This window comes from Paraburkholderia sp. GAS38, assembly GCF_050434965.1.
Classification (GTDB): domain Bacteria; phylum Pseudomonadota; class Gammaproteobacteria; order Burkholderiales; family Burkholderiaceae; genus Paraburkholderia; species Paraburkholderia phenazinium_A.
Window position 1 is genome coordinate 727,820 of sequence record NZ_JBNDJO010000001.1, and the last position, 15,515, is coordinate 743,334.

The following is a 15,515-nucleotide window of genomic DNA, read 5'->3' on the forward strand; positions in this document are numbered from 1 at the left end:
TCAGGACCTGAACCCTTGATGAATCCGATTTCGCTCTTTTGTATCCTTGCCGGCGTCGCGCTGAACGCCTGCGCGCAGTTGTTGCTGAAGGCCGGCACGAATGCCGTTGGACACTTCGAATTCACCCGTGCGAACATCCTGCCCATCGGCTTCAAGCTGGCGACGCAATTGCCGATCATCGGCGGGCTGGGTTGCTATGTCATCAGCGTCGCGGTGTGGGTGGTCGGGCTGTCGCGGGTCGATGTGTCGATCGCCTATCCGATGCTGTCGCTCGGGTATGTCGTCAACGCGATCGCGGCCTGGTATCTGTTCGGCGAGGTGCTGTCCGTCCAGCGGCTGATCGGAATCGGCATCATCCTGATTGGCGTCGTCGTGCTGGCGCGCAGCTAGGCGCCGCACCGGTTGCCGCAAGCTGTCTGTTACGGTTGCGTGCCGGCGCAGCAAGCCGGCCGGTAAGGGGTGGTAACACCCTGGCAGAGGCGCCGTCATACTCGTTGAGTGCGCCCCGGGTTGCCGAAGTATCCTTGCAGGTCACCGTCCTTGTTGGTTGCCGCCCTTATTTCTTTCGAGCGAAGCATTCATGAGCCAGTCATCAGTCCCGTTTTTGCCGTTTGTCCGTCCGGAAATCGATGAAGAGACCATCCAGGGCGTGGCCGAAGTGCTCCGCTCCGGCTGGATCACCACCGGCCCGCAGAACCAGAAGTTCGAAGCCGCGCTGTCGGAATTCTGCGGCGGCCGTCCTGTGCGGACCTTCAACTCCGGCACGGCGACACTCGAAGTCGGCCTGCGCATCGCCGGGGTCGGCGTGGGCGACGAAGTCATCACCACGCCCGCTTCGTGGGTCTCCACCAGCAACGTGATTTACGAGGTTGGCGCGACGCCGGTGTTCGTCGACATCGATCCGAAGACCCGCAACATCGATCTGGATCTGCTCGAGAAGGCCATCACGCCGCGCACCAAGGCGATCATTCCGGTGTTCCTGTCGGGCCTGCCGGTGGACATGGATCGCCTCTACGAAATCGCCCGCGCCCACAAGCTGCGCGTGATCGAGGACGCCGCGCAGGCATTCGGCTCCACCTGGAAAGGCGAACGCATCGGCAAGCTCGGCGACATCGTCTCGTTCAGCTTCCACGCCAACAAGAACCTGACGTCGATCGAAGGCGGCGCGCTGGTGCTGAACAACGAGGAAGAAGCCATCCTTGCCCAGAAGTACCGGCTGCAGGGCATTACCCGCACGGGCTTCGACGGCATGGACTGCGACGTGCTCGGCGGCAAATACAATCTCACGGATGTGGCCGCGCGCGTGGGCCTCGGACAGATGCCGCATCTGGAGCGTTTCCTCGCCCAGCGCAAGAAGCTCGTACGGGCCTACTTCGCGGGTTTCGAAGGCGGCGCCGCGGTCAGACTGGGCATGGGCCTGCCGCTTGCTGACTTCGAAAACAGCAACTGGCACATGTTCCTGATCACGCTGCCGCTCGACAGACTGTCGATCGACCGCGCGGCTTTCATGGGCGAACTGAAGGAACGCGGCATCGGCTCGGGCGTGCACTACCCGGCGATCCACCTGTTCTCGCTGTACCGTGCGCGCGGCTTCAAGGAAGGCATGTTCCCGCATGCGGAGCACTATGGGCGCACCACGGTCACGCTGCCGCTCTTCACGCTGATGAACGAAGGCGACGTGGCGCGCGTGTGCCAGGCGGTCAATGAAATTTGCGAACAATACGGAAAATAAGCGGAAATGAGTCAAACGGAACATCGCTCCCCGATGTCTGATACGCCGGAAGTTTCGGTCATCATCCCGGTGTACAACGAGGAGGCCGGACTGGCCGCGCTGTTCGCGCGCCTGTATCCGGCGCTCGATGCGCTCGGCACCGCCTACGAAGTGATCTTCATCAACGACGGCAGCCGCGACAAGTCCGCCGCGCTGCTGGCCGAGCAGTTCCGCAAACGGCCGGATACGTCGCGCGTGATCCTGCTCAACGGCAACTACGGCCAGCATATGGCGATTCTTGCCGGCTTCGAGCAGTCGCGCGGCGAGATCGTCATCACGCTCGACGCCGACCTGCAGAATCCGCCGGAAGAAATCGGCAAGCTGGTCAACAAGATGCGCGAAGGCTACGACTACGTGGGCACGATCCGCCTGCAGCGTCAGGACAGCCTGTGGCGCCGCAAGGCCTCGCGCGCCATGAACCGCCTGCGCGAGCGCATCACGCGCATCAAGATGACCGACCAGGGCTGCATGCTGCGCGCGTACAGCCGTCACATCATCGACACGATCAACCGCTGCGGCGAAATCAATACCTTCATTCCGGCGCTGGCCTATACCTTCGCGCAGAATCCGGTGGAAATCGAGGTGGCGCACGAAGAACGCTTTGCCGGCGAATCGAAGTATTCGCTGTACTCGCTGATTCGTCTGAACTTCGACCTCGTGACCGGCTTCTCGGTCGTGCCGCTGCAATGGCTGTCGTTCATCGGCGTGATCCTGTCGCTCGGCTCGGCGGCGCTGTTCGTGCTGCTGCTGATTCGCCGCTTCATCATCGGCGCGGAAGTGCAAGGTGTGTTCACGCTGTTCGCCATCACGTTCTTCCTGCTCGGCGTGATCATTTTCGCGCTCGGGCTGCTCGGCGAGTACATTGGGCGGATCTACCAGCAGGTGCGTGCCCGTCCCCGTTATCTGGTGCAGACGATCCTCGAGCAGCGCAACGGCGCCACCGTCACCGAGACGCCGCGCCAGGCCGTGGTGCAGGCGGTCCAGCCCGCGCCGCTCATCGATCAGGGACCGAATCCATGAAACCACGCGCGGTCGTATTCGCGTATCACAACGTCGGCGTGCGCTGCCTGCAGGTGCTGCTCGCGCGCGGCGTGGACGTGGCGCTGGTCGTCACCCACGAGGACAGCCCGACCGAAAACATCTGGTTCGGCAGCGTGGCCTCGGTCGCCGCGAGCTACGGCATTCCCACGGTGACGCCGGCCGATCCGAAGAGCGCCGAGCTGCGCGCCGCGGTCAGCGCCGCGCGCCCGGATTTCATTTTCTCGTTCTACTACCGTCACATGTTGCCGGTCGACCTGCTCGCGCTCGCCGCGCGCGGCGCCTACAACATGCACGGCTCGCTCCTGCCGAAGTATCGCGGCCGGGTGCCGACCAACTGGGCGGTGTTGAAGGGCGAAACCGAAACCGGCGCGACCCTGCACGAAATGGCCGCCAAGCCCGACGCGGGCGCGATCATCGCCCAGACGCCCGTGCCAATCCTCCCGGACGACACCGCCGCGCAGGTGTTCGACAAGGTCACCGTGGCCGCCGAGCAAACCCTGTGGCGCGTGCTGCCGGCGCTGCTGGCCGGCGAAGCGCCGCATCTGCCCAACGATCTGGCGCACGGCAGCTACTTCGGCGGGCGCAAGCCCGAAGACGGCCGGATCGACTGGAGCCAGCCGGCCCAGGACGTGTACAACCTGATTCGCGCGGTGGCGCCGCCCTACCCGGGCGCCTTCACGGAGCTCGACGGCCAGCGCCTTATCGTCGCGCGGGCGCGCCTTGCGCGTCCCGGCGCGCTCCGCTCGGATTTGCCCCTGGGCCTCCACGTAAGCGATAATGCCGTTTTTGCGGTGTGCGGCGATGGCCGCGCCATCGCCATCCACGAATTGCGGCGCCAGCACGAGGGCAGCGAGTCCGTCGTCTCCCCAGCCGAATTCACCCAGCTCATTCAATCTTCCCGTCATTCATGAAAAAAGTCCTGATTCTGGGTGTCAACGGCTTCATCGGCCATCACCTGTCCAAACGCATTCTCGAAACGACCGATTGGGAAGTGTTCGGCATGGACATGCAGACCGAGCGCCTTGGCGACCTCATCAATCACGAGCGGATGCATTTCTTCGAAGGCGACATCACGATCAACAAGGAGTGGGTCGAGTATCACGTCAAGAAGTGCGACGTGATCCTGCCGCTCGTCGCGATCGCCACGCCGGCCACCTACGTCAAGCAGCCGCTGCGCGTGTTCGAACTGGACTTCGAGGCGAACCTGCCCATCGTGCGTTCGGCGGTGAAGTACGGCAAGCACCTCGTGTTTCCGTCCACCTCCGAGGTCTACGGCATGTGCACGGACGAGCAGTTCGACCCGGAAGAGTCGCAACTGTCGTACGGCCCGATCAACAAGCCGCGCTGGATCTACGCATGCTCGAAGCAGTTGATGGACCGCGTGATCTGGGGTTACGGCATGGAAGGCCTCAACTTCACGCTGTTCCGACCGTTCAACTGGATCGGCCCGGGCCTCGACTCGATCTACACGCCGAAGGAAGGCAGCTCGCGCGTGGTCACGCAGTTCCTCGGCCATATCGTGCGCGGCGAGAACATCAGCCTCGTCGACGGCGGCGCGCAGAAGCGCGCCTTCACGGATATCGACGACGGCATCGGCGCCCTCATGAAGATCATCGAGAACAAGGACGGTGTCGCCACCGGCAAGATCTATAACATCGGCAACCCGACCAACAACTTCTCGGTGCGCGAACTCGCGCACAAGATGCTGGCGCTCGCCGCGGAATTCCCGGAATACGCGGAAACCGCCAAGCAGGTGCAACTGGTTGAAACCTCGTCGGGCGCGTACTACGGCGCGGGCTATCAGGACGTGCAGAACCGCGTGCCGAAGATCGACAACACGATGCAGGAACTCGGCTGGGCGCCGAAGTCGACCTTCGACGAAGCGCTGCGCAAGATTTTCGAAGCGTATCGCGGCCATGTCGGCGAAGCGCGCGCGCTTGTCGAACAGCAATAATCAAGGACTGATCCTTGCCTCGTATCGTCCTGAAGATCGACGTCGACACGCTGCGCGGCACCCGCGAAGGCGTGCCGAATCTCGCCCGCATCTTCGACCGTTTCAAGGCGCGCGCCACCTTCCTGTTCAGCCTCGGGCCCGATCACACCGGTTGGGCGATGCGCCGCGTGTTGCGGCCGGGCTTTCTGCAGAAGGTGTCGCGTACCTCGGTGGTCGAGCATTACGGCATCAAGCAACTGATGTACGGCGTACTGCTGCCGGGGCCGGATATCGGCGCGCGGGCCTCGTCGGAGATGCGCGCGATCCACGAAGCCGGCTTCGAATGCGGCATCCACACGTGGGACCACGTCTACTGGCAGGACAACGTGCGCACGCGGGAGCGCGACTGGACCGTCGCGCAGATGCAGAAGAGCCATGAGCGTTTCGTCGAGATCTTCGGCACGCCGCCCGCCACGCACGGCGCAGCCGGCTGGCAGATGAACGGTCATGCGTTCGAGCAGATCGACGCCTGGGGCATGCAGTATGCGTCCGATGGGCGCGGCCATTCGCCGTATTTCCCGGTGGTGGACGGCAAGACGCTCGCGCATGTGCAGATGCCCACCACGCTGCCCACGCTCGACGAAGTGCTGGGTGTCGACGGCGTCGAACTGGACAACGTCGCGGCGTGGATGTTGAAGCGCACCGAGAACAATCCGCACGACCAGGTGTTCACGCTGCACGCCGAACTCGAAGGGCAAAAGCTCGCGCCCATCTTCGAACAACTGCTGGAAGGCTGGCGGGCTCAAGGCCACACGTTTGCGACCATGGGCGACTATCACGCCGCGCTGGACCGCAGCACGCTGCCATCGTACCCTGTCACCTGGGGTGAGATTACAGGCCGCTCCGGCGAGCTGATCGTCCAGCCCTCGTGAGCCGGTCGCGGTAAATCAGCCTGACCATAACAACCGGAGAACCTCGTGCCCATCGCAGTCGACCAACCCGTCCCCGACTTTACCGCCCCCGCAACCGGTGGCGAGATCACGCTGTCCAGTCTTCGGGGCAAGAAGGTGGTGCTGTATTTCTATCCGAAGGACAACACGCCGGGCTGCACGACCGAAGGTCTGCAGTTCCGCGACCTGTATCCGAAGTTCAAAAAGGCCGGCGCCGAAATTCTCGGCGTGTCGCGCGATAGCCTGCGCTCGCACGAGAACTTCAAGGCCAAGCTCGAACTGCCCTTCCCCTTGATCTCGGATCCGGAAGAAACGCTCTGCGCGCTCTTCAGCGTCATCAAAATGAAGAAAATGTATGGCAAAGAAGTACGGGGAATCGAACGCTCCACGTTTGTCATCGACAGCGAGGGCGTCCTGCGCCAGGAGTGGCGTGGCGTGAAAGTACCAGGTCATGTCGATGAAATTCTGGAGGCTGTACAAGCGCTGTGAGGCGCGTTATATTGGGCTGCAATGAGTGCCTGTCCACCCCATTCTTTCCGCGGCTGCGCCGTACATCATGCCTCTGTGGTTGAGGCAGAGAGGCGCAACGCGATGACCGAAGTCGAGCCGCTTGCCCCGTTTGCCGGGGCGGCGGCTTTTTTAATTGCGCGAAGCCGTTCATTTGTTCGGCCACGCGCTCTCGTCAAGGAGCCGATCGAAAACCAGGCGAACCGGCATCTCTAGACCGAAAGCGCGCCTCCGGGCGCAAACTGCGTGGGCCATCCGGCACACCGGCAGAATGCGACAGGCGGCGCACGATATGTGACCCGATTTTTTCGAGGGAAACCATGCCTTTGCCTACCGCACCCAGCAAGCTCGGCAATCTCTTACCGGCTGACGAATACAAGGCTAAAGCCACGCCGGCCCGGTCCGCCAAAAAACAGGCGACCGAAGGGGAGCAAGCAGAGTCGGCCGATTTCGGCCCCGTCAGCGTCGCCACGCCCATGGCGCGCGCTGCCAATGCAGCCTCCACGTTGCGGCCGGTTCCTGCTTCTTCGTCTGCTTCGTCCACTCCTTCCGCCAGCACCGAGCCGGCCGCTCCGGCTCGCAGCCGCAAGTCCAAACAGACCGCTGCATTGCTGCAACCGGTGCCGGCTCCCGCGGCGCGCCAGGAAAGCGCACGCGTCGAGCCTGCACAGCCCGCCACGGCGGAACCCGTCGTCGCGCGGGCCGGCAAGCAGCCGGCACCCAGCGCGACCGCTGCTCCGGTCGCCACCACGCGCGGCACCACGAGAAAGCGCGGCAATACGGCCGAACAGGTCGAAACCCGCAAGCTGTTCGTGCTCGACACGAACGTGCTGATGCACGATCCGACCTGCCTGTTCCGTTTCGAGGAACACGACGTCTATCTGCCGATGATGACGTTGGAAGAACTCGACAACCACAAGAAAGGCATGTCGGAAGTCGCGCGCAACGCGCGTCAGGTCAGCCGCACGCTGGACGCGCTGGTCGCCAACGGCGGCGATATGTCGGAAGGCATTTCGCTGTCGCGCCTCGGCAGCCGCGAAGCCGCCGGACGCCTGTATTTCCAGACCGAGCTGACCTCCATCGAACCGGTCGAAGGCCTGCCGCAAGGCAAGGCGGACAACCAGATCCTCGGTGTGGTGCGCGCGCTGCAACGCGACCGCAACGATCGCCAGGTCGTGCTGGTGTCGAAAGACATCAACATGCGGATCAAGGCGCACGCGCTGGGTCTGCCCGCTGAAGACTACTTCAACGACCAGGTTCTCGAAGACAAGGATCTGCTCTATTCCGGTATCCGCGCGCTGCCGCAGGATTTCTGGACCAAGCACGCCAAGGGCATGGAGAGCTGGCAGGACACCAAAACGGGCACCACGTATTACCGCGTGACCGGTCCGCTGTGCGCCTCGATGCTGGTCAACGAGTTCGTCTATCTGGAACCGCAGAACGGCGAGCCGGCATTCCACGCGCTGGTGCGTGAGCTGAACGGCAAGACCGCGCTCCTGCAGACCTTGCGCGACTACGGCCACCACAAGAACAACGTGTGGGGCATCACGGCGCGCAATCGCGAGCAGAACTTTGCGCTCAACCTGCTGATGAATCCGGAGATCGACTTCGTCACGCTACTCGGTCAGGCCGGCACCGGCAAGACGCTCGTCGCGCTGGCGGCGGGTCTCGCGCAGGTGCTCGACGACAAGCGTTACAACGAGATCATCGTGACGCGGGCCACCGTGCCGGTCGGCGAAGACATCGGCTTTCTGCCGGGTACGGAAGAGGAAAAGATGCAGCCGTGGATGGGTGCATTCGACGACAACCTCGAAGTGCTGCAGAAGACCGACGACGCCGCCGGCGAATGGGGCCGTGCTGCGACCCAGGAGCTGATCCGCTCGCGCCTGAAGATCAAGAGCATGAACTTCATGCGCGGCCGGACCTTCGTCGACAAGTATCTGATCATCGACGAGGCGCAAAACCTGACGCCGAAGCAGATGAAGACGCTGGTCACGCGCGCCGGTCCGGGCACGAAGATCATCTGTCTCGGCAACATCGCACAGATCGATACGCCGTATCTGACGGAAGGCAGCTCGGGTCTGACCTACGTGGTGGACCGCTTCAAGGGCTGGGCGCACAGCGGGCATGTGACGCTGGCGCGCGGCGAGCGCTCGCGTCTGGCGGATTACGCGTCCGATATTCTGTAGACCGCGTTAGCAGCGTCGCATTTCCGGCTGAGCGATACAAAAGCCGCGCCCGGGTCACACCGGACGCGGCTTTTTTCCGTCTGCGCGCACGCTTCGGGGAGGGGAGAAAGGTCCGCTTGCGCGTTCCGGTCGTGCAACACTTAGCGCGTAAACTTCAAGTAATTTATCAACTTTTCTTGCCCACGCCACGGTGGACGGGCTACCATCGCGACATCGCCCGCCTTAAGCGAGTGTTTACGCTCGCCTTGTCTTCATGCGCCGACTTGGCTTTTCGCTGCTGATCCTTCTGCTGCTCGCCGCCTGCTCCAGCGAGCCGCAGCGGGTTTCGCGCAGCTCGAGCGGCTATTCGTCGGCGTCCAACGGCGCGTATCGCACCACCCCGCCCGGCTTCCCGAACTTCGTCGATCACAGCATCGGACGCGAGGAAATCTCCATTCAGGCGATGAGCCTCGTGGGCATCCCATACCGTTGGGGGGGGAATACGCCCGATAGCGGCTTCGATTGCAGCGGCCTGGTTCGCTATGTCGTGGCGCGCGCGGCCTCGGTGAATCTGCCGCGCACAACCGCCGATATGAGCGGCAGCGGCGAGTCGGTCGAGCCGGACGAAGTGGCGCCCGGCGATCTGATCTTCTTCAACACGACGGGACGCCCTCACTCGCACGTCGGCATTTATGTGGGCAAGCTGCGTTTCGTCAATGCCCCGTCGACGGGCGGCACGGTTCGCATCGACTATCTGACCAATCCGTATTGGGCCAAGCATTTCGATGGTATCCGGCGCGTGGCTGCGCCGACTCATGCGCCGACGACGCCGTTCGAGACGCCGACCTATCAGGCATCGAACCCGCCTGAGAAGGTGGTGCCGGCGGAGCCGCAAGCGTCCTATGCGGGTACCGCTGTTGTGATTCCGGCGCAGCAACCGGTAGCCGAGTCACAGCCGGCGTATGCAGCGGCTGAGCCTGTGATTGCGCCTTCTTCGCAGCAGCAATCCCAACCGCAGCGTGTTGCTGCCACGATGCGTGCGCCGCTGACGACGACTGCCGTACAGCCCACGCCTCAGCCGGTGGGTGCGTCCGCAGATGCCTTCGAGCCGCCGCCTCCCGCGATGAGCGCCGCGCAGATGCAGGCGCGTGAAGCGGGTGCCGTGGCGCCGGCGAGCGTCGACCGCGCGCCGGACCCGATCGATGCCGCCGCCGACGCTTTCGAACCACCTCCGCCCGCCTCCGTCGCGGTTCGGCAGGAACAGCAGGCCGTCTCATCGAGCGGCGGCGTGCAGATCATGCGCGCGTCGACCAACTCGCGTGCCACGCCCGCCCCCACGCAGTCCAGCGACGACCCGATCGCACACTTCGCGAACGGCAACTTCTGAGCGAAGGTTGCGGTCGGCCCTCGCCCCACCGTCACCCCGCAGTTGCTCCGCCCTTACCCAGGTCCCGGCCGTGTTCGAATGCACCCGCGAATACGCGCGACTATGCTATCTGCTATCGTCCCCGATATTCCTTCGACGGCAGGTGCTCAACATGGATCTTGGACTGAAAGACAAAGTCGTGCTCGTCACGGGCGGCAGCAAAGGAATCGGCCTGGCCTGCGCCCGCGCATTCGCGGCCGAAGGCGCGAAGGTGGCGATCGTCTCGCGCGATCCGGCGAATCTCGCCCGCGCCCGCGAGCAACTGGCAAGCGAAGGCCTGCACGTCCACCTGACGCGCGCCGACCTGCACGAGCCGCATGGCGCCGCCGATATCGTCGAGGAAGTGAGCACCGCCGTCGGCCCGATCGACGTGCTGATCAACAGCGCGGGCGCCGCCCGCCGCTACGATCCGGAAACGCTCGACGCCGCCGCCTTCAGGGCCACCATGGAGGCCAAATACTTCCCGTACATTTACCCGCAGCAGGAAGTGCTGCGCCGCATGGCGGAGCGGGTGAAGTCCGGCGAAGCCGCCGAACCGGGCACGATCGTCAACATCATCGGCATGGGCGGCAAGGTGGCGAGCGACATCCACATTGCCGGCGGCGCCGCCAATGCCGCGCTGATGCTGGCGACCGTCGGGCTCGCGCATTACTACGCGCGCTATGGCATCCGCATCAACGCGATCAATCCGGGCGCGACCTTGACGGAGCGCGTCGAGGAAGCGTTGAAGCTGGAAGCCGGCCAGCAAGGCATCGACACCAAGGAAGCGCTGGCGCGCGGTCAGGCCAAGGTGCCGCTCGGGCGCTACGCCAAGCCTGAGGAAATTGCCGACGTCGCCCTGTTTCTGGCGAGCCGGCGCGCGAGCTATGTGACGGGCGCGATCGTCCCGATGGACGGTGGCAGCGCGCCGCTCATTTAAAGGCAGCGCGCCGGCACGTTAAAAGGCCGCGGAAGTTACAGGAAGTGGTGGCCGAGCCACCAGCCCGCCGCGGCCAGCACGGCCGAAGCCGGAATCGTCAAAATCCACGCCCAGACGATATTGCCGGCCACGCCCCAGCGCACGGCGCTCAGCTTCTGCGTCGCGCCCACGCCGACGATGGCGCCGGTAATCGTGTGGGTGGTGGAGACCGGAATGCCGAGGAAGGAGGCGATAAACAGCGTGATCGCCCCGCCCGACTCCGCACAAAAGCCGCCGACCGGCTTGAGCTTGGTGATCTTCTGGCCCATCGTACGCACGATGCGCCAGCCGCCGAACAGCGTGCCCAGGCCCATGGACAGATAGCAGCCGCCGATCACCCACAGCGGCGGCGCATCCGCGATCGACGATGCGTAGCCCGTCGCAATCAGCAGCATCCAGATAATGCCGATGGTCTTCTGCGCGTCGTTGCCGCCGTGCCCGAGGCTGTACAGGCCGGCGGAAATCAGCTGCAGACGTCGGAAACGCCGGTCTACCTTGCTGGGTGGCGTGCGGAAGTAGATCCACGAGACCGCCAGCATGAAGAACGAGCCGAGCACGAAGCCGAGCAGCGGCGAGATGAAGATAAACGCAACCGTCTTCATCAGGCCGTCGAAGTTCAGCGAGTGCCAGCCCGATTTGGCGAGCGCCGCGCCCACCAGGCCGCCAATCAGCGCATGCGACGAACTGGACGGAATGCCGTAGTGCCACGTCACGATATTCCAGCCGATCGCGCCCACCAGCGCGCCGAAGATCACGTAGTGATCGACGATGGCCGGGTCGATCGTGCCTTTGCCGACCGTCTGCGCGACTTTCAGGTGGAACACGAAATAGGCCACGACGTTGAACGCCGCCGCGAAGGCGACCGCCTGCTGCGGCTTGAGGACGCCGGTCGACACAACCGTGGCGATCGAATTCGCCGCGTCGTGAAAACCGTTCATGAAGTCGAACACCAGCGACACGGCGACCAGGAGGGCAACAGCCCAGATGGCAAGTTGAATCGATTGCATTAGGCGTTTTCCAGCACGATGCCTTCGATGATGTTCGCGACGTCCTCACATTTGTCGGTGATAGTCTCGAGCAGTTCGTAGATCGCCTTCAGCTTGATCAGCGTCTTGACGTTGTCTTCCTCGCGGAAGAGCTTCGACATGGCCGAGCGCAGCACGCGGTCGGCTTCGGACTCGAGCCGGTCGATGTCCTCGCACGCCTTCAGGATCTGGCTAGCCTGCTTCATGTCCGACAGCAGGCCGACGGCGAACTGCACGCGCTCGGACGTAGCTGTGCAGATATGCGCCAGTTGACTCGCCTCGGAGGTCACCGTCTGCACGTCGTACAGCGAAATGGCGGTGGCGACGTCCTCCATCAGGTCGAGGATGTCGTCCATGGTGGTGATCAGCTTGTGGATTTCGTCGCGGTCGAGCGGCGTGATGAACGTCTTGTGCAGCAGGTCGATGGTTTCGTGCGTGAGCTTGTCAGCGGCTTTTTCGGCTTTCTGCACGTTCTGCTTATGGGTCTCGGCGTCCTGCAGATTGTCGATCAGCAGCTCGAGTTCGTGGCTCGCCGAGACGATGCACTTTGCGTGCTCATTAAAAATTTCAAAGAACTTGCCCTCGGTGGGCATGAATCGACCGAACATTGGGATCCCGGAATTTTGGTCACGTCATGACTGACATAAAACCGCAATATTGTACCGTTACCGGGATACCGTCGCACTTTTGAAAGCACCGTTACAACAGCGCTTTCACATAAGGCTTTACTCGGCGTAGAAATTCTGCGCGCCGGCAAAATTATCGAACTTCGTGAATTGACCGTGGAACGTGAGTCGAACGGGACCGATCGGACCGTTACGCTGCTTACCGATGATGATTTCCGCGGTGCCCTTATCAGGACTGTCCGGGTTGTAGACCTCGTCGCGGTAGATGAACAGGATCACGTCGGCATCCTGCTCGATAGCGCCCGATTCGCGCAGGTCCGACATGATCGGACGCTTGTTCGGACGCTGTTCCAGGCCCCGGTTCAACTGCGACAACGCGATCACCGGCACGTCGAGTTCCTTGGCGAGACTCTTGAGCGAACGCGAGATTTCCGAGATTTCGGTGGCGCGGTTTTCGCCGGATGACGACCCGCTCATCAGCTGCAAATAGTCGATGATGATCAGGCCCAGCTTGCCGCACTGGCGCGACAGCCGGCGCGCCCGCGAGCGCAGTTCCATCGGATTCAGACCGCCGGTTTCGTCGATGAAGATTTGCGCTTCGCTCATCTTCTGCACGGCGTGCGTCAGCTTCGGCCAATCCTCGTCGGTCAGGCGGCCCGTGCGCATGCGGTGCTGGTCGAGCCGGCCCACGGAGCCGAGCATACGCATGGTGAGCTGGGTGCCCGGCATTTCCATGGAGAACACCGCGACCGGCAAACCGTATTCGACGGCGACGTACTCGCCGATATTCATCGAGAACGCCGTTTTACCCATCGACGGACGGCCCGCCACGATGATCAGTTCGCCGCCGTGCATGCCGGAGGTCATCCGGTCCAGGTCGACGAAGCCCGTCGGCGTGCCGGTCACGTCGCTCGGATTGGCGGTGTGGTACAGCGTGTCGATCCGCTCGACCACCTGGGTCAGCAAAGGCCCGATTTCCAGAAAGCCTTGTGTGCCGCGCGCGCCGTCTTCGGCGATCGAAAACACTTTCGATTCGGCCTCGTCCAGCAACTGGCGGACTTCCTTGCCCTGCGGATTGAAGGCGTCGGCCGAAATTTCGTCGGCCACGGACACCAGACGCCGCAACACGGCGCGATCGCGCACGATTTCCGCGTAACGGCGGATATTCGCCGCGCTCGGCGTGTTTTGCGCCAGCGCGTTCAGGTACGCCAGCCCGCCGACCTCTTCCGCCTTGCCCGAGGTGCCGAGCGCCTCGTAGACCGTGATCACGTCGGCCGGACGCGTTGCCGCGATCAGCTTGCCGATGTGTTCGAAGATGATGCGGTGGTCATAGCGATAAAAGTCGCTTTGCGACAGGAAGTCGGCAATGCGGTCCCACGCGGCGTTGTCGAGCAGCAGCCCGCCCAGCACCGATTGCTCGGCCTCAATTGAATGCGGCGGGACTTTCAGCGACTCGATTTGGGGGTCTTTGGACGGTGCGTTCATGGGATGGAATTATCGGGCAAATGGTACCCATCGGGTACAAACCGGCCAACAAAAAAGGCAGGGGCCGGTCACCCGGCCCCTGCCCTTCGCCAGTCAGACTACCTGGCAAATGCTACTGCGATGATGCTTAGACGTGTTCGCCCAGCACCGACACCGTCACGTCGACGAGGACGTCGGTGTGCAGCGAGATTTGCACAGCGTGGTCGCCGACCAGCTTCAGCGGGCCTTCCGGCAGACGCACTTGCGCCTTTTCCACTGCGAAGCCTTGCTTGACCAGTGCGTCAGCGATGTCGGCGTTCGTCACCGAGCCGAACAGACGGCCGTCGACGCCAGCCTTCTGGCTGATCTGAACCGTCGAGCCTGCCAGCTTTTCGCCTTGAGCCTGAGCTGCTGCCAGCTTTTCAGCGGCAACCTTTTCCAGTTCTGCGCGGCGGACTTCGAATTCAGCGATAGCGTCTTTCGTTGCGCGGCGTGCATGCTTGTTCGGGATCAGGAAGTTACGTGCGTAACCGTCCTTCACCTTGACGATGTCGCCCAGGTTGCCCAGGTTGACGACTTTTTCCAGAAGAATAACTTGCATTCTGATTGCTCCTTGTCGCGTCGTCGGGTTAGGCCTTGTGCTGGTCGGTGTACGGCACCAGCGCGAGGAAACGAGCGCGCTTGATTGCCGTATCCAGCTGGCGTTGATAGTGCGACTTCGTACCCGTGAGACGCGCCGGCGTGATCTTGCCGTTCTCGCCGATGAAGTCCTTCAGCGTTTCGATGTCTTTGTAGTCGATCTGGTCGACACCGGCTGCCGTGAAACGGCAGAACTTCTTGCGCTTGAAGAGCGGATTTTGTTGCTGACGACGCTTGTCGAATTTCTTACCAGTCGGGCGGGGCATGTTCAGTCCTTTCCAATGTCCTGCAATGCTGTGATGTGAAATACCAGGGTTCTTGCGTTGCGGCTTTTCTTTGCCAGGAAACCGGTGAAGAGCGTTTCGACGCCCATCGCACAGTTTTCCAGCTTGCCGCTCGCCTCGCCGGCCGCCACCGCCGGCATCGTCAGTTCAACTTGCCGGGCAATGCCGGCTTCGACGACTTCGGTGCGGTGTTGCAACGTACAGCTTGCGATCGGAACGCCGGCGGGGGTGTACCGCACCGGTTCGCGTTCGACGACGCTGGCTGTGAGTTGCAGCCGATTCACGAGAGCGACGCTTTAGCCTGGTAGCTTAAATAGTGTGTCTTAAGCCTGCGCTTCGGACGGCTGCGTAGCAGCTGCCTTCTTGGCTTCTTCGCGCTGCACTTCCTTCATCATCGGCGACGGGCCGGTTTCGGCCTTCTTCATCTTGACGATCAGGTGACGCAGAACCGCGTCATTGAACTTGAATGCGTGTTCCAGCTCGTCGAGCGTGGTTTGGTCGCATTCGATGTTCAGGCAGACGTAGTGAGCCTTCGCGAGTTTCTCGATCGGATAGGCCAGTTGGCGACGGCCCCAGTCTTCGATACGGTGGATCTGGCCACCGTGCGACGTGATCGTGGTCTTGTAGCGCTCGATCATGGCGGGCACTTGCTCGCTCTGATCGGGATGCACAATAAAGACGATTTCATAATGACGCATACACACTCCTTGTGGATTAAAGCCA

Annotated in this window: 18 protein-coding genes; 11 read left to right on the forward strand and 7 right to left on the reverse strand. The window is 62.7% G+C overall.

Annotation, left to right across the window (positions count from 1 at the left end):
- Positions 1 to 18: 18 nt before the first annotated feature.
- The 11 genes from P3T42_RS03055 to P3T42_RS03105 all read left to right on the forward strand — a co-directional run bounded on the left by P3T42_RS03055 (position 19) and on the right by P3T42_RS03105 (position 10,715).
- A complete protein-coding gene (locus tag P3T42_RS03055) occupies positions 19 to 390 on the forward strand; it encodes an SMR family transporter (RefSeq protein WP_074298469.1) in 372 nt (123 codons plus the stop codon).
- A 190-nt stretch (positions 391 to 580) separates the two neighbouring features.
- Positions 581 to 1,732: a DegT/DnrJ/EryC1/StrS family aminotransferase gene (locus P3T42_RS03060; RefSeq protein WP_429305142.1), complete on the forward strand. Its 1,152-nt coding sequence runs from the start codon at positions 581 to 583 to the stop codon at positions 1,730 to 1,732.
- 6 nt (positions 1,733 to 1,738) lie between these two features.
- The gene (locus P3T42_RS03065; RefSeq protein WP_074298465.1) at positions 1,739 to 2,791 is read left to right on the forward strand and encodes a glycosyltransferase; all 1,053 of its coding nucleotides are present in this window, start codon (positions 1,739 to 1,741) and stop codon (positions 2,789 to 2,791) included.
- Positions 2,788 to 3,723: a formyltransferase gene (locus tag P3T42_RS03070; RefSeq protein WP_074298464.1), complete on the forward strand. Its 936-nt coding sequence runs from the start codon at positions 2,788 to 2,790 to the stop codon at positions 3,721 to 3,723. The genes P3T42_RS03065 and P3T42_RS03070 overlap by 4 nt, the downstream gene beginning before the upstream one ends.
- On the forward strand, positions 3,720 to 4,766 hold the full coding sequence (locus P3T42_RS03075) for a bifunctional UDP-4-keto-pentose/UDP-xylose synthase (RefSeq protein WP_074298462.1): 1,047 nt from the start codon (positions 3,720 to 3,722) through the stop codon (positions 4,764 to 4,766). The genes P3T42_RS03070 and P3T42_RS03075 overlap by 4 nt, the downstream gene beginning before the upstream one ends.
- A 14-nt stretch (positions 4,767 to 4,780) precedes the next feature.
- Positions 4,781 to 5,677 (forward strand): polysaccharide deacetylase family protein, encoded by an 897-nt coding sequence (locus P3T42_RS03080; RefSeq protein WP_429305143.1) that lies wholly within the window; start codon positions 4,781 to 4,783, stop codon positions 5,675 to 5,677.
- A gap of 45 nt (positions 5,678 to 5,722) precedes the next feature.
- Positions 5,723 to 6,184, forward strand: coding sequence for a peroxiredoxin (locus P3T42_RS03085; RefSeq protein ID WP_074298458.1), 462 nt, complete (start codon positions 5,723 to 5,725; stop codon positions 6,182 to 6,184).
- Between the two features lie 102 nt (positions 6,185 to 6,286).
- Positions 6,287 to 6,418 carry a hypothetical protein gene (locus tag P3T42_RS03090; protein WP_429305144.1) on the forward strand — a complete coding sequence of 44 codons (132 nt, stop codon included), beginning with the start codon at positions 6,287 to 6,289 and terminating at the stop codon, positions 6,416 to 6,418.
- 104 nt (positions 6,419 to 6,522) lie between these two features.
- Positions 6,523 to 8,391 (forward strand): PhoH family protein, encoded by a 1,869-nt coding sequence (locus tag P3T42_RS03095; RefSeq protein WP_429305145.1) that lies wholly within the window; start codon positions 6,523 to 6,525, stop codon positions 8,389 to 8,391.
- A gap of 253 nt (positions 8,392 to 8,644) precedes the next feature.
- Entirely contained in the window at positions 8,645 to 9,757 is a 1,113-nt protein-coding gene (locus tag P3T42_RS03100; protein ID WP_429305146.1) for an NlpC/P60 family protein, read from the forward strand.
- Positions 9,758 to 9,908: 151 nt separating this feature from the next.
- Positions 9,909 to 10,715, forward strand: coding sequence for an SDR family NAD(P)-dependent oxidoreductase (locus tag P3T42_RS03105; RefSeq protein WP_074298453.1), 807 nt, complete (start codon positions 9,909 to 9,911; stop codon positions 10,713 to 10,715).
- 35 nt (positions 10,716 to 10,750) lie between these two features.
- Here the strand turns inward: P3T42_RS03105 and P3T42_RS03110 are convergent, their stop codons facing one another.
- The 7 genes from P3T42_RS03110 to rpsF form a co-directional block, all read right to left on the reverse strand.
- Positions 10,751 to 11,761 carry an inorganic phosphate transporter gene (locus P3T42_RS03110; RefSeq protein WP_074298450.1) on the reverse strand — a complete coding sequence of 337 codons (1,011 nt, stop codon included), beginning with the start codon at positions 11,759 to 11,761 and terminating at the stop codon, positions 10,751 to 10,753.
- Positions 11,761 to 12,387 (reverse strand): DUF47 domain-containing protein, encoded by a 627-nt coding sequence (locus P3T42_RS03115; RefSeq protein WP_074298448.1) that lies wholly within the window; start codon positions 12,385 to 12,387, stop codon positions 11,761 to 11,763. Before P3T42_RS03115 ends, P3T42_RS03110 begins: the two co-directional genes overlap by 1 nt.
- Positions 12,388 to 12,504: 117 nt before the next feature.
- Positions 12,505 to 13,890, reverse strand: a complete 1,386-nt coding sequence (locus P3T42_RS03120; RefSeq protein ID WP_074298446.1) for a replicative DNA helicase — start codon at positions 13,888 to 13,890, stop codon at positions 12,505 to 12,507.
- A gap of 127 nt (positions 13,891 to 14,017) precedes the next feature.
- The gene (rplI, locus tag P3T42_RS03125; RefSeq protein ID WP_074298444.1) at positions 14,018 to 14,470 is read right to left on the reverse strand and encodes a 50S ribosomal protein L9; all 453 of its coding nucleotides are present in this window, start codon (positions 14,468 to 14,470) and stop codon (positions 14,018 to 14,020) included.
- Positions 14,471 to 14,498: 28 nt separating this feature from the next.
- Entirely contained in the window at positions 14,499 to 14,774 is a 276-nt protein-coding gene (rpsR, locus tag P3T42_RS03130; protein ID WP_074264854.1) for a 30S ribosomal protein S18, read from the reverse strand.
- A gap of 2 nt (positions 14,775 to 14,776) precedes the next feature.
- Complete coding sequence (gene priB, locus P3T42_RS03135; RefSeq protein ID WP_074298441.1) at positions 14,777 to 15,076, reverse strand: primosomal replication protein N; 300 nt, start codon at positions 15,074 to 15,076, stop codon at positions 14,777 to 14,779.
- A gap of 39 nt (positions 15,077 to 15,115) precedes the next feature.
- Positions 15,116 to 15,490, reverse strand: coding sequence for a 30S ribosomal protein S6 (rpsF, locus tag P3T42_RS03140; RefSeq protein ID WP_074298439.1), 375 nt, complete (start codon positions 15,488 to 15,490; stop codon positions 15,116 to 15,118).
- Positions 15,491 to 15,515 lie beyond the last annotated feature (25 nt).

Excerpts from the sequence above, each read along its gene's own strand:
- P3T42_RS03055 (WP_074298469.1), top strand. The coding sequence starts at position 19 with ATGAATCCGATTTCGCTCTTTTGTATCCTTGCCGGCGTCGCGCTGAAC.
- P3T42_RS03060 (WP_429305142.1), top strand. The coding sequence starts at position 581 with ATGAGCCAGTCATCAGTCCCGTTTTTGCCGTTTGTCCGTCCGGAAATC.
- P3T42_RS03065 (WP_074298465.1), top strand. The coding sequence starts at position 1,739 with ATGAGTCAAACGGAACATCGCTCCCCGATGTCTGATACGCCGGAAGTT.
- P3T42_RS03070 (WP_074298464.1), top strand. The coding sequence starts at position 2,788 with ATGAAACCACGCGCGGTCGTATTCGCGTATCACAACGTCGGCGTGCGC.
- P3T42_RS03075 (WP_074298462.1), top strand. The coding sequence starts at position 3,720 with ATGAAAAAAGTCCTGATTCTGGGTGTCAACGGCTTCATCGGCCATCAC.
- P3T42_RS03090 (WP_429305144.1), top strand. The coding sequence starts at position 6,287 with ATGACCGAAGTCGAGCCGCTTGCCCCGTTTGCCGGGGCGGCGGCTTTT.
- P3T42_RS03095 (WP_429305145.1), top strand. The coding sequence starts at position 6,523 with ATGCCTTTGCCTACCGCACCCAGCAAGCTCGGCAATCTCTTACCGGCT.
- P3T42_RS03100 (WP_429305146.1), top strand. The coding sequence starts at position 8,645 with ATGCGCCGACTTGGCTTTTCGCTGCTGATCCTTCTGCTGCTCGCCGCC.
- P3T42_RS03105 (WP_074298453.1), top strand. The coding sequence starts at position 9,909 with ATGGATCTTGGACTGAAAGACAAAGTCGTGCTCGTCACGGGCGGCAGC.
- P3T42_RS03110 (WP_074298450.1), bottom strand. The coding sequence starts at position 11,761 with ATGCAATCGATTCAACTTGCCATCTGGGCTGTTGCCCTCCTGGTCGCC.
- P3T42_RS03115 (WP_074298448.1), bottom strand. The coding sequence starts at position 12,387 with ATGTTCGGTCGATTCATGCCCACCGAGGGCAAGTTCTTTGAAATTTTT.
- P3T42_RS03120 (WP_074298446.1), bottom strand. The coding sequence starts at position 13,890 with ATGAACGCACCGTCCAAAGACCCCCAAATCGAGTCGCTGAAAGTCCCG.
- rplI (WP_074298444.1), bottom strand. The coding sequence starts at position 14,470 with ATGCAAGTTATTCTTCTGGAAAAAGTCGTCAACCTGGGCAACCTGGGC.
- rpsR (WP_074264854.1), bottom strand. The coding sequence starts at position 14,774 with ATGCCCCGCCCGACTGGTAAGAAATTCGACAAGCGTCGTCAGCAACAA.
- rpsF (WP_074298439.1), bottom strand. The coding sequence starts at position 15,490 with ATGCGTCATTATGAAATCGTCTTTATTGTGCATCCCGATCAGAGCGAG.